This window comes from Dendrosporobacter sp. 1207_IL3150 (genome assembly GCF_036763085.1).
Classification (GTDB): Bacteria; Bacillota; Negativicutes; order DSM-1736; family Dendrosporobacteraceae; genus JBAIYU01.
Genome location: NZ_JBAIYU010000014.1, coordinates 65,376 through 78,829, shown reverse-complemented (window position 1 = coordinate 78,829; position 13,454 = coordinate 65,376). Strand labels below are relative to the sequence as shown.

Below are 13,454 nucleotides of genomic sequence, written 5' to 3'. Positions count from 1 at the left end.
AATATAATAGCTTGGACGGTTTTTTGCTATGCGCGCATTTCCATTCTCAATTTATCAGCAATCATTGCCATAAACTCAGAGTTAGTAGGTTTCCCTTTTTCAAGTTTAATTGTATATCCAAAAATGCGATTTATCATTTCCATATTGCCTCGACCCCAAGCCACTTCAATCGCATGGCGGATTGCTCTTTCTACCCGGCTAGGTGTAGTAGAATACTTTTCGGCAATCATTGGATAAAGCACCTTAGTGACAGCACCTAAAAGTTCGATTTCAGTGATAATCATCATAATAGCATCTCTTAGGTATTGATATCCTTTGATATGGGCGGGAATACCAATTTCTCTGATTATATTTGTAACTTCAATATCTATCGGACGAGCCTTTAACGCCTGGGCAACAACAGGTCGTTGAGAGGTAATCGTACTTGCAAGCTGTCTAATGCGGCTGCTAATGACGTCCATATTAAATGGTTTTAGAATATAATAGTCTGCACCAAGTTCTACGACTCTCTGAGTTATGCTTTCTTGACCGAAAGCTGTAAGCATAATTATTTTAGGGCGTCTGCCACTAGATGTATTAACACGTTCTAAGACCCCTATTCCATCAAGATGAGGCATAATAATATCTAAAATAACTACATCGGGTTTTTTTTCTTCGATAATTGTTAATATTTCTTCGCCGTTGTAGGCTACCCCGATCAAGTCAATGTCAGGTTGCTGCGTTAGATATTCTTGAATAATGCTTACAAATTCTCGATTATCATCAGCAATTGCTACTCTAATTTTTTCTTTAACCACGATTATATCCTCTCCTTGCGCTTTCTAAAGCTTTATGAAAATAGAATTCGACAAAACTGCGTCATTTCCTTCCTTGTTTGGAAATAAAATCCAAATTATCCTATTTATTTTGTCGACAAAATTTCTAATGAATTTACATTTCTTTCAAAACGCAAGTAAGCTGTTTGTTTATTTATGCATGCTTGTAGCGATCATGTAATTCAGCAATTTTACCATCATTAAAATTCGTCTGTTCACTCAAATAACCAGTTATTCTGCGAATTCTTTTGATTGGCGATTTTTCAAAGGATTTTACAATAATCTCTTCATTGTCTAGAGTAAGATGAATTTCGGCAATTTCTTTCCCTTTAGCATGCCATAACACTTTTTCTTCAATTAAAATTGAATTTATTTCTTCTTCAGTAATACCATCCTGTGCAATGATTTTAATATTGTCAATAATCATCTGTCTCTCTCCCCTTATTATTTTTCTAAATACAAGATGTTGGTTCTTGTACCATTTTTTATACATCAATTATACAATATATAGAAGATTTATTGAATAGGGTTTGTCCATTTATTTTGTATTTTTAATAATAGTTATCTATAGATAATTATAAAAAATAAAAAAAGCAACCTTTTAAGCTGCTCTTTTTATATTACTTATGCGATTTTTGGAAAAGTATAATGAGTAAAAAGTCGGTTACTTGTTTGCCTTTCTTTTTTAGGTATTATCCCGCTTTCCATTAGCATCCAGTCAATAAAACATCCATAGCCTTTAGTTGGATCATGTACAAATACGTGAGTTACTGCACCAACAATCTTACCATTCTGGATTATCGGACTGCCACTCATTCCCTGAACAATACCACCAGTCATTTCTAAAAGACGAGGATCGGTCACTTTTATAACTAATCCTTTGCCCTCAGGATAATCCTGGAGATTTATTTTTTGTATCTCAATCGAAAATCTTTCAATATTTTGACCTTCTACTACTGTTAGCATTTCAGCATAACCTATCTGGATCTGATTCATTGATGCAACCGGAATAGCTTCTTGATATAAATCATTTTGTAAATTGTTATTTAGATTTCCGTATATACCGAATTGAGTATTCTTTTGAATATTTCCTAGTAGTTGATCTTCTTCAATAAATACGCCAATTTTTTCACCTGGCTGACCGCGTTTTCCATGCTGAATTCCAGATACAGTTGCTGGAACAATCTTGCCTTTTTCGCAATCGATCGGCTGGTTTGTATCACTATCAGTAATTACATGACCTAGCGCACCGTAAGCGTGTGAGTTTGGTTCATAGAAAGTTAATGTACCAACTCCAGCAGCGCTGTCTCTTACAAATAATCCAATTCGGTATCGTTTGGTATCATTACATAAAACCGGATTCACATTTAGGGTTAATTGCTCACTACCTCGTTTAATTAGGAACTTAAGCGACTTTTCAGTTTGTCCACTTGAATCAATAATTTCAGCAACTTGATTATCACTTTGTACTGCGATATCGTTTATGCTGAGAATTATATCGCCAACGTTAATGCCAGCATCTTTCGCAGGAGTTATAAATTGACCATCACTCGCTAATACTGGTGAATTTCCTACAACAATGACACCATGCGAATGGAGGACAACACCAATAGAATGACCGCCAGGTACTAACTTCAGCTGAGGCAAAACATCAACTTGAACGGTTCTAATGGGTATTAATCCGAGAAGTTTAAACTCAACCGTTCCACGACCTAATTTTACTGATTCTAAAAATACTGGTCGAGATATTGCATATCCATTTGATGGAGACTTAATGCGAATGCTGTCACCTAGATCTTGACTTACGGTAACCGTTAAGGGATAGTTTACCGTGAATAATGCAGTCTCTCCTTGAATTATTCTCATATTTGGCGGGAGACCGTAAATGTTACGAAACTGTGGCGAAATCGAGAAAGCAACAATTAGTACAGCAATACACATTCCAACAACGGAACGCCATTTACTACGTAACATATTTTGCCATCACTCCCTGTAACATTATCCTAGAAAACGATAAAAACTTTTAACTCTAAATTAAAGATTCCCGAATTTTTCGGTGATTATTCCGGAAATCAATGCATAAAAAGCCTTAGAAGCTTGCTAGCATTGAATTAATCAACAAATAAAGCGTAAGCTCGCGCTTACGCTTTATTTTTCCATTTTTCTTTTAATTCTCGTGCAGCATTTAACATTTGGGCTGAATTGTCCTTCGCAACTTGTGTTACATTGCCTGAGACCATGCGAGCTAATTCGGTAATTTGTTCATTCTCATTTAAAGTTTTAATCTTCGTTAAAGTTTTTTCTTCTTCGATATGTTTTTCTATATAGATATGAACATCAGCCATAGCGGCAATTTGTGGTAAATGCGTTATGCAAAGCACTTGTTTATACGCTGCTACCATGGCAATACGTTCTGCTACCATTTGAGCTGTTTTGCCGCCAATACCAGTGTCTATTTCATCAAAAACCATCGTGCTTACGTTATCATGTCTAGCATTAACTGCTTTAATAGCTAAAGCTAAGCGCGAAAGTTCTCCTCCTGACGCCACCTTCTGAATAGCCTTAGGTTCTTCACCAGGGTTTGCAGAAAACAGGACTTCAATATCATCAAATCCATTAGGAGTATATTTTTCTAATCTTTTGATATTGAAATATAACCTTGCCTTCGGCATACCTAGATGTATCAAGTGATTTTGTATTTCTTCAGCAATCTTCTCTGAATTTGCTTCTCTCATCGTTGAAATTTCTTGTGCTAATTGGAGCATGGATTTCTCAAGCAGCTTTTTTTTGTTGCTCATGTCAGCTATTATTTCATCATAGCTGATAAGTTCAGAAAGTTCCTGTAATGCTTGATCATAATAATCTAATATGTCTTTAGTTGTAGGACCATATTTTTTGCTGAGTTTGTAAATTAAATCCAGACGCTCTTGCAATTGTGCCAATTGATGTGAATTAAACTCAAGATTATCGCTGAAATCTCGAATATCACGACTGCATTCTTCTAGCTGAAATAAGGCTTCGATTACAATTTTTAATTGAGGCTGAAACTCAGGATTGTACCGAACAGCTATCTCTAATTCACGCTTAGCATCAGCTAAACCTGTTAATACACCAACATAACCCTTACTATTATTATTTAAATATGTGTATGCCTTATTTAATGAATTTACAATTTTCTCCGAATTAGCAAGTATTTTAACCTCTTGTTCTAATTCGATTTCTTCGTCTTGTTTTAGACAAGCAGCAGCAATTTCTTCTGTCTGCCATTTCATCATATCTAGACGTTGATTTCTTTCGCGTGATTGACTTTCCTTTTTGGATAATTCTTGTCCAATTTTCAGCCACTCATGGTAGACATCTCGATAAGACTGAAGTTTTTCTCTGATATTTTTGCTGTAAGAATCTAGTATATCGAAATGTGTTTCTGAACGCAACAGTGATTGGTTCTCATGCTGACCGTGCATATCAACCAGACACTCTCCTAGCTGACGCAAAAAAGCCAGCGTTATATGACACCCGTTTATCGTTATAGTATTTTTACCATTACGCGACAAACGGCGACTCAATATAAGCGTACCATCTTCTTCTGGTGTGACATCCTGCTCAGCTAAAAGAGTTATGACCGAGTTATTGCCCGTAATATCAAAAACAGCTTCAACACGCAAAGCATCGGTATCTTTTCTGATATAATCCACCGACGCCCGACTACCTAAGATCACGCTAAACGCATCAATTAGGATTGATTTGCCAGCTCCAGTTTCACCAGTAAGTATATTCAGCCCATCAGTGAAGCTTATATCAGCGTATTCGATTAACGCAAAATTAGAAACTGTCAACGTTTTTAGCACACAACTTCTCTCCCAGTCTAGTGTATTAATGCTTGAAATTTGGCTATTACACGTTCTGCCGCATCAGTAGGCTTAACTACTACTAGAATGTTATCATCACCAGCTACAGTACCGATAATTTCGGGCCATTTTGCATAATCAATTGTTGAGGCTACTGCTTGCGCAGTGCCAGGCAATGTTTTAATTACTACGATATTTTCACTTGAATCTAAGCCAAGCACGGAATCCTGGAACATTCTTTCCATACGCGACTGTGAAAATACTACATTCTTTTCCATTGGAAATGCATACCTATAGCGTCCGTCACCAGTAGGCACCTTAATTAACATTAGTTCTTTAATATCCCGTGATACAGTAGCCTGTGTAACTTCAATACTCTTTTTACGTAATGCTTCGGCTAATTCTTCCTGAGTCTCAATTACATTATGTTCTATAATTTCTCTAATATTAGTATGCCGTACAGCCTTCACGCGCTTCACTCCTCACTTTTTCAATTAGATAAAGCACAGGGGGGCTTTTTACGTGATTTATCATTTCCCAGCAGCCCACAGTGTATATACTTGACGGCAGATCAGATAGATACTGCCTTAGTACAGTGTGTTCTTCAAATCCAGCTGAATGTCCTGGGTAAGCAATAATAGAAACCATACCTCCCAACGCTAGCCTTTCAACCACCTGTTTCATGGCAGTCATAGTAGATGTAGTATTTGTGGTAAACTCGTGATTACCACCAGGTAAATAACCTAGGTTAAATACTGCAGCGTCTATTGGAGCCTTGATATAATTTGATAAATTAGCGTGATTATCTAAAATTAACCGAACTTTGTAGTCTAACCTGTGTTTCTTTAACAGAATTTCTGTATTATGTATTGCTTCTTGCTGGATATCGAACGAAAAAACAACTGCATCTTCGCAAGAATTCTTTGCAAGAAATAGCGTATCCTTACCATTTCCGGCTGTAGCATCAACAATATTCAAAGCAGTTGAAAGCCTGAACTGCATAAGACTGTGTGCAATATTAACTACGCTGCATTTTTGCAAGTTTATTCTCCCCGCCATAATTTTGTCCGTAGCGTCTCATAATAGCTCTTATCCTCAAACTTAATAAACTTAGCGGCGTACGGTGTTCGCTTAATGATAACTTCATCCCCTGGCAAAAGTTCGTGAACTATTTGTCCATCAATAGTAAGAACTATATCAGTCTGGGTCTCAACTGTGTTTATTCTTACTTCTTCTTCACTGGATATAATAAGCGATCTAGCGTTTAGGGTGTGGGGACATATTGGAGTAATAAGCACTACCTTTAAATTTGGATTAATTATAGGCCCACCGGCAGATAGTGAGTAACCAGTCGACCCAGTTGAAGTTGCAATTATTAGACCGTCTGCTTGGTAGTTTGCCGTAAATATACCGTCAATAAATAACTTCAATCGCAGCATTCGCGAGAAGCCGCCTTTAGTAATCACAACATCGTTAAGCGCTGCTGATATTTCCTTGGTGGTATTATCTCGTTTAATAACGGCATCAAGCATCAGCCGTTCCTCTACTTCATAGTCACCGCGAAGTATCTTAGCAAGTTTGGTACTCAACTCAGAAACCTCAACTTCTGCGAGAAAACCTAGTCTGCCCATATTTATCCCACATATTGGGATGCCAGCCTCAGCTATCTTTCTTGCGGTACTTAACAGAGTTCCATCTCCGCCTATAGTTATAGCTAAATCAATCTGCCTGATAATTTCCTCTCGCGATGCTGAATACTCATTGTAACCAAGTTCTTGTGCCGATTTTTCCGGGATTAATATCTTAATTTCTTCATCTTTTAGTGTTTCAATAATATTATTCAATACAACATCAACATTTTGTTTGCTTGAATTAGGAAAGATACCAATTATTCTCACGGCATTACCCTCCAAATCTGCCCTGCAGACTACAGTAAACAGCTCACCACTACAATACTATTCTGGTACTATAAACCCGTATGTGCTTCCCCTACGATTTGTTCAATAAATTGCTCATTTATAATATCGTCGACAACCGAGTTCGTCAGATAAGCTAGATATTCAATATTACCTTCAGGACCTTTGATAGGAGAATAACTAAGTTTCAATGGAGTAAGTTCAAGCTTACGACAGCTTGCAAGCACCTTCATAATAACTTCCTTATGGACTAACGGGTCCCTGACAACCCCTTTTTTACCAACCTTTTCACGTCCTGCTTCAAATTGGGGCTTAATTAATGCCACAATTTCACCGCCAGCTTTCAGCAGCCTTTTAACAGAAGGAAGTACTTTATCCAACGAAATGAATGCTACATCAATACAAGCAAAATCTATCGGAACCCCAATATCCTCTGGCGTAACATTGCGAATGTTTGTTCTCTCCATGTTGACTACACGACTGTCAGTTCTAAGTGACCAAGCCAATTGACCGTATCCTACGTCAACCGCATATACGCGTACAGCTCCATTCTTAAGGGCACAGTCAGTAAATCCACCTGTGGACGCGCCTATATCGGCTACTATTTTACCATCTAAAATAAGTTCAAAGGCATCAATTGCTTTTGCTAATTTTAACCCGCCGCGGCTTACGTATCCAATACTGTCGCCTGAAACGGTTATATTAGCCGCAGCCGGCACCATTGTTCCTGCTTTATCAATTTTTTGTCCATCAACAAATACTAAGCCGGCCATTATACAGGCCTTAGCCCTTTCTCTGCTAGGTACAAGTTTTTTTTCAACGAGTAAAACATCTAAACGTTCTTTTTTCACGATTATCACCGTGCCCCATACTGCTTCATATATGTACGTACTGAATTAGCTATTCCTTCAGCATTTAATTCGTATTTTGCAAGCAGCTGATTTCTTGTGCCATGTTCAATAAACTTGTCAGGTATTCCAAGCCTTAATACTTTAACCCAATTCATATTGCTCGAATTAATATATTCTAAAACAGCTGAACCGAAGCCACCGGCTAATGCATTATCTTCAACTGTAACAAAGATTCCTACTTCACGCGACAGCTTTCTTATAAGTTCTTCGTCGATTGGCTTTACAAAACGAGCATTGACAACTCCAGCTTTTATACCATGTTGAGCAAGCAGCTCACTTGCAATGCTGCATTGTTCGACCATAGCTCCTACCGCTAAAAAGACTAAATCATTACCTGATTTTAACTCTTCAGCTTCTCCAATTGCAATCTTTTCTAACGGATCTTCAAGAGAAACTCCCACCCCGTTCCCACGAGGGTATCGAATTGCGACTGGAGCGTTAGTTTCAGTGCCGGTATACAACATATGACGAAGCTCATTTTCATCCTTTGGAGCCATTATAATCAAATTAGGAATATGTCTAAGATAACTAAAATCAAAAACACCATGATGTGTAGGACCGTCCTCACCTACAATGCCTGCTCGGTCAAGAGCAAAAATAACTGGCAGCTTTTGTAAGCATATATCATGTAAAATCTGGTCATAAGCGCGTTGTCCGAAAGTTGAGTAAAAAGCTACGACTGGTTTTTTTCCTTGGGTAGCTAATCCGCCGGCTAAGGTGACTGCATGAGGTTCAGCGATTCCAACATCAAAAAATCTCTTGGGAAATCTTTGGCAGAACTTCTTTAAGCCAGTTCCTTCCGGCATTGCTGCTGTAATTGCTACAATATTATCATTCTGTTCAGCAAGTTTAATTAAAGTGTCGCCGAAAACACCCGTATAAGTAGGCTTAGTACCATTTTTCATCGTTTCTCCAGATTCAATGCAAAACGGACCGACACCGTGAAATTTGTCAGCATTACATTCCGCTGGTTTGTATCCTTTACCCTTTTGAGTAATATTATGAATCAGAACTGGACCTTCCATGTTTTTAGCTTTCTCTAAAACATCACTTATAAGCTGTATATTATGTCCATCAATTGGACCAATATATTTAAAACCCAGCTCTTCGAATAACATACCAGGTACGAAAAGGTATCTTAAACTGTCCTTTACTCTTTCAACGGTTCTAGCAACACTGTCACCAATAGCTGGGATGCGCTTCAGTAAAAATTCTATATCATGTTTAACACGGTTGTATGTCGGTGTTGTTCGCATTTTTGATAAATATTCGGACATCGCACCAACATTCTTATCAATTGACATTTCATTGTCATTTAGAATCACGATGAGGTGCGTCCCCAGATCACCTGCGTGATTTAATGCCTCGTAGGCTTGTCCGCCGGTTAGTGACCCATCACCAATAACTGCAATAACATGATTGCTATCACCTGATATATCACGCGCTAATGCAATTCCTAATGCCGCGGAAATTGAAGTACTCGAATGGCCTGTGCCAAAAGCATCATGCTCGCTTTCAATAATCTTAGGAAATCCGCTAATACCGTCTTTCTGACGGAGAGTATCAAATTTATCGAGCCTGCCTGTCAAAAGTTTGTGCACATAGGCTTGATGTCCAACATCCCATACAATCTTATCGGCCGGACTGTTAAATACACGGTGCAGTGCAATAGTTAATTCAACAACACCCAAATTAGGAGCAAGGTGTCCGCCAGTTTTGGAAACTGTATGTACAAGAAGCCCGCGGATTTCTCCAGCGAGCTTTTCTAATTCAGAAACTGAAAGTTTTTTTAATTGTTCTGGTTTTTTTATAGTTCCAAGTACTGTATTCAACTGGAGTCCCTTCTTTCAGAACCAACGTCTTTAGCATTACCAAATCATTATAACAAAAATTTACTGAATAATCATCAATTTATTAAACCCGTATGCTACAGCAAAACCTAAAAGTGCTCCAGCCATAACCTCGAGTGGTGTGTGCCCTAATAATTCCTTCAATCTTATATCATGAACTGTGTGTTCAACACGCATTTGTCTTACTAATTTATTTATAACCTTGGCTTGTTTTCCAGCAGCTTGTCTTACGCCAGCAGCGTCGTACATTACAATACTGGCTAGTACTACAGATATACCAAAAAGTGAAGACTCTAAACCATCGTGCAAGCCAACAGCAGACGCAAGCCCAACTACTAGTGCCGTGTGTGAGCTTGGCATTCCCCCTGCCCCCACTAGGCGTTCTGCATTAAATTCGCCATGTTTCCAATACGAAGTTAAAGTCTTAAGTACTTGTGCAAGAAACCAGGCTGTAATTGCTGACATCAGTACAACATTTTGTCCCATAGCTACGAAAAAGTTTGCCACTACTGCCACCTCAACTATCGCGTGTTATTAAATAATTAACCATTTCCCGCAAAATTACGGCCTCGCTCCCGAACGGCTCTAACGCTTTGACTGCGTTATCTACCGCCTGCTGCGCCATGTTGTGCGCTTCGTCTAATGAATATAACGTAACATATGTAGCTTTGTGATTTCTAATATCACTACCAACAGGTTTACCTATTTTATCTTGACTGCCGATAACATCCAAAATATCATCAGTTATCTGGAAAGCTAAGCCGAAATTATCGGCAAAAGTTGATAATAATTCCACCTGATCTTTGGAGGCATTTGCTAATATCGCACCAGCTCTAATCGCGGCCTTAAATAAAGCCCCAGTTTTTGCTTGGTGCATAAACTTAACTGTATCCATATCAATAGTTTTTCCCTCAGATGCTAAATCTATAGCTTGTCCACCAACCATTCCATAAGGACCCGCTGCAAAACTAATTTCACGGATTACTTTAAGTAGATTCTTAGCCTCTACATCTTCTTGCTTTAGCATTGTTTCAAAGGCGGCTGTAAGCAGAGCATCTCCAGCTAAAATGGCAAGACCGTCGCCATAAACCTTGTGATTTGTTGGTTTACCTCGGCGATAATCATCATTATCCATTGCTGGCAAATCATCATGTATCAAAGAATAAGTGTGAATCATTTCTAATCCGCAAGCGACATTTAAGAATCTCTCCCCTTTTCCTCCAACTGCGTCGGCAGCTGCCATAAGTAGGATAGGGCGAAGTCTTTTCCCTCCGGCAAACAAACTGTACCTCATTGATTCAAGAATAACCGACACTGCTGAATTATCTGCAGGTACAAATTTATCTAAGCATTGATCTATAAGTAATGCTTTCTCTTTACAATAACTCTTAAACACTATTCACCCTCCTGCAACAACAAAGGCTTTTCAGTAATTTTGCCTTGTTCGCTTTGAACAATTTTATCTATAATTTGTTCGGCAGAATTTAGTTTTGATAAACAAAGCTGCGATAAATTTATCCCTTCAGAAAACTTTGCCAAAAGATCATCTAATGATGCATCGCCTTTTTCTAGCTGTCTAACAATTCCCTCTAATCTGCCCAAAGCTTCTTCAAAGGATAAGTCTACATTATCTTGAATATCTTTCCTCATTTTGCCCCTCCGATATACTTAATACTTCAACCAACATCTCTCCGTCACTTAAGGTAACCTTTAAATTTTGGCCAATTTTAACCTCTGCTGTCTTATTTATTAAATGACCTTCGGTGTTAGTAACTATGCCATAGCCCCGTGCAAGTACCGCTAAAGGATTTAACGTAGACAATTTTTCGGCACTAACCTTAAATTGATGCTGTTTTTTTAACACACTATTTCTAAACAATTCTTCTAGACGTTTTATATTAAAATCGATTATTTGACGCTTAGAATTTAAAATTTCTTCCGGATTACTCAGCACTCTGCTTTCATTTAACTGTTCTACTCGCAGTTTTTTATTTTTGATTATATTTCGTGAGCTTGATTCAAGCAAATTTCGTATCGACATGATATATCGAGATAATTCTTTTGAATCAGGCACAACTAATTCAGCGGCCTGTGATGGTGTGGCAGCTCTTAAGTCTGCTGCAAAATCGGCTAAAGTATAATCAGTTTGATGGCCAACTGCTGAAACCACGGGAATATTTGAATTTGCGATGGCTCGAACGACGGCTTCATCATTAAAGCCCCATAGTTCTTCAATCGATCCGCCGCCCCGCCCTAAAATGATGACATCTACTTTATATTTATCATTAAATAAGCCAAGTGCTTTTGCAATCTGCTGTGGCGCTTCAATGCCTTGAACTTGTACAGGTATCAAACACAACTGAACACCAGGATGACGCCTTTTAGCAACGGTTACAATATCACGGAGTGCAGCACCGGTGGGCGACGTTATGATACCAACAATCTTAGGCAGAACAGGCAACTGTTTTTTGCGGATTTCGTCAAAAAGTCCCTCCGCCGCTAGTTTTTCCTTAAGCTGGGCAAAAGCAAGGCTTAACTCTCCCACTCCTTCGGGAAAAAGATGGTCAATATATAATTGATATTGACCATCACGTTCAAAAACACTTATGTACCCTCCAGCAACTATCTTCATTCCATCAGCAGGAGCAAATTTTAAATACTGAGCTTTACTCTTAAACATAACAGCGCGTATTGTCGCCCCATTATCTTTGAGCGTAAAGTAGCAATGACCGGAATAATGTCGCTTGAAGTTAGAAATCTCCCCGCGAATAAGAGCATTACTTAAGGTTCTATTCTTTTCAATTAATTCTTTAATATATTTTGTAATTTCAGTAACAGTTAAGATACTCAAGACTTATCACCCATTTTAGGGACAGTTTAAACACATTGTTAAAAAAGCCCAATAAATTCTTTATATAATAATATATAACAATAATAACGAAATAACCAGACAAAAAAGTCTGGTTAAAAATTCTTGTATTTACGACTTAGAAAATACTGACCTGCATAGCCGCTGATCCCTCCAACTAGAAACCAGAAAAAGTGACCAGGCGGAATAAGGTGGCCCACAATCACGCCAATTACAGCACCTATAAGAATATAGGTCACCATTTAGCTCACCTCACATATGTACTTTTATGTATCATATGCTTAAAGTGTGATTTATGTGCCGTTTAACATCGCATAGTAAGCTGCCCCTACGGCATTATCAGGACTGAACTTTTTATCTGGAAAATACAATCTAACTTTTGCGTCGTAATGTATGATTGTTTGACTAATCGACGTTCTAATGAAATTATTTGACATAACACCGCCAACCATTAGTACGTCGGTAACCCCAGTTTCTAATATTGCCGCTATAATTATTTTTGCTAGTGTTTTAGCTATACATATCTCTACACCTGCCGCTAATGCCTGCGAATCAATTCCCTTATCGATCATCCGCTGTGCATGAGATGCTGGACCCGAAAAGCTTGCTAACATCCCCTTTACAGAAACAGGTATAGGACAAGCATTTTGATGATATTCGCTTGCTATACTTTCCAAATGAGGTCCCGCGGGAAAAGGTAATTTCAAGGCAACACCGACCCTATCGATAAACTGGCCTGCATTTAAATCCTGAGTCCCGCCTATTAGCTTAATATCAAATCTATCTGCTTTTGTTACTAGTACGATCTCTGTCGTCCCGCCTGAAACATGTACAGCTAAGAACCTATCAGTGTGTGGGCCTCCAGATGACCATATTCCTGCTAAGATATGTAATTCTTGATGACTAAGCCGCCAAAGCTCGATTCTATTAATAGTAGTAAGGGCTCTTGCATAGCCTTCTCCTACCAAAAAAGCTGGCATATATGAGTCTGGTATAGGGCGAGGAAATGCCGAAACACATACACCAGCTAATTCCAGTGGAAACTGGCAATCAGCAACAGCTTCTTCAACCAAGAATGGCAAATTGCGGGTATGCTGAAATACCATTTCAGATTGCGACAAGCCCTTACCGCCCGCTTTGACCGATAGTATTCTGCGTTTATCTGCAATTAGACGGCCTGACTCATTTAATATTGCTACTGAAGTAGTATAGCAGCTAGTATCAATGCCTAAAAAGTGCTTCATA

Annotated in this window: 15 protein-coding genes; all 15 read right to left on the bottom strand. The window is 38.5% G+C overall.

All coding sequences use genetic code 11. The features are described 5' to 3' along the window. Positions 1–26: 26 nt before the first annotated feature. The 15 genes from spo0A to V6C17_RS08520 all read right to left on the bottom strand — a co-directional run bounded on the left by spo0A (position 27) and on the right by V6C17_RS08520 (position 13,453). Positions 27–797 (bottom strand): sporulation transcription factor Spo0A, encoded by a 771-nt coding sequence (gene spo0A / locus V6C17_RS08590; RefSeq protein ID WP_333522164.1) that lies wholly within the window; start codon positions 795–797, stop codon positions 27–29. 172 nt (positions 798–969) lie between these two features. Then, positions 970–1,242, bottom strand: coding sequence for an anaerobic ribonucleoside-triphosphate reductase (gene nrdD, locus V6C17_RS08585; protein ID WP_333522163.1), 273 nt, complete (start codon positions 1,240–1,242; stop codon positions 970–972). A gap of 197 nt (positions 1,243–1,439) precedes the next feature. After that, entirely contained in the window at positions 1,440–2,789 is a 1,350-nt protein-coding gene (gene spoIVB, locus V6C17_RS08580; protein WP_333522162.1) for a SpoIVB peptidase, read from the bottom strand. Between the two features lie 167 nt (positions 2,790–2,956). Next, on the bottom strand, positions 2,957–4,663 hold the full coding sequence (gene recN, locus V6C17_RS08575) for a DNA repair protein RecN (RefSeq protein WP_333522161.1): 1,707 nt from the start codon (positions 4,661–4,663) through the stop codon (positions 2,957–2,959). Positions 4,664–4,680: 17 nt separating this feature from the next. Further along, positions 4,681–5,133: an arginine repressor gene (gene argR / locus V6C17_RS08570; protein WP_333522160.1), complete on the bottom strand. Its 453-nt coding sequence runs from the start codon at positions 5,131–5,133 to the stop codon at positions 4,681–4,683. After that, entirely contained in the window at positions 5,111–5,704 is a 594-nt protein-coding gene (locus V6C17_RS08565) for a class I SAM-dependent methyltransferase (RefSeq protein ID WP_333522159.1), read from the bottom strand. The genes argR and V6C17_RS08565 overlap by 23 nt, the downstream gene beginning before the upstream one ends. Positions 5,705–5,706: 2 nt before the next feature. Next, a complete protein-coding gene (locus V6C17_RS08560) occupies positions 5,707–6,561 on the bottom strand; it encodes an NAD(+)/NADH kinase (protein ID WP_333522158.1) in 855 nt (284 codons plus the stop codon). A gap of 68 nt (positions 6,562–6,629) precedes the next feature. Next, positions 6,630–7,430: a TlyA family RNA methyltransferase gene (locus tag V6C17_RS08555; RefSeq protein ID WP_333522157.1), complete on the bottom strand. Its 801-nt coding sequence runs from the start codon at positions 7,428–7,430 to the stop codon at positions 6,630–6,632. Positions 7,431–7,435: 5 nt separating this feature from the next. Further along, complete coding sequence (dxs, locus tag V6C17_RS08550; RefSeq protein ID WP_333522156.1) at positions 7,436–9,322, bottom strand: 1-deoxy-D-xylulose-5-phosphate synthase; 1,887 nt, start codon at positions 9,320–9,322, stop codon at positions 7,436–7,438. A 60-nt stretch (positions 9,323–9,382) separates the two neighbouring features. Next, positions 9,383–9,847, bottom strand: a complete 465-nt coding sequence (locus V6C17_RS08545) for a divergent PAP2 family protein (RefSeq protein ID WP_333522155.1) — start codon at positions 9,845–9,847, stop codon at positions 9,383–9,385. Between the two features lie 10 nt (positions 9,848–9,857). Beyond that, positions 9,858–10,736 (bottom strand): polyprenyl synthetase family protein, encoded by an 879-nt coding sequence (locus V6C17_RS08540; RefSeq protein ID WP_333522154.1) that lies wholly within the window; start codon positions 10,734–10,736, stop codon positions 9,858–9,860. Beyond that, positions 10,736–10,990 (bottom strand): exodeoxyribonuclease VII small subunit, encoded by a 255-nt coding sequence (gene xseB / locus V6C17_RS08535; RefSeq protein ID WP_333522153.1) that lies wholly within the window; start codon positions 10,988–10,990, stop codon positions 10,736–10,738. Before xseB ends, V6C17_RS08540 begins: the two co-directional genes overlap by 1 nt. Beyond that, positions 10,968–12,191, bottom strand: a complete 1,224-nt coding sequence (xseA, locus tag V6C17_RS08530) for an exodeoxyribonuclease VII large subunit (RefSeq protein WP_333522152.1) — start codon at positions 12,189–12,191, stop codon at positions 10,968–10,970. The genes xseB and xseA overlap by 23 nt, the downstream gene beginning before the upstream one ends. Positions 12,192–12,304: 113 nt before the next feature. Continuing rightward, the gene (locus tag V6C17_RS08525; RefSeq protein WP_333522151.1) at positions 12,305–12,451 is read right to left on the bottom strand and encodes a hypothetical protein; all 147 of its coding nucleotides are present in this window, start codon (positions 12,449–12,451) and stop codon (positions 12,305–12,307) included. Between the two features lie 51 nt (positions 12,452–12,502). Further along, positions 12,503–13,453, bottom strand: a complete 951-nt coding sequence (locus V6C17_RS08520) for an O-sialoglycoprotein endopeptidase (protein WP_333522150.1) — start codon at positions 13,451–13,453, stop codon at positions 12,503–12,505. Position 13,454: the final 1 nt, after the last annotated feature.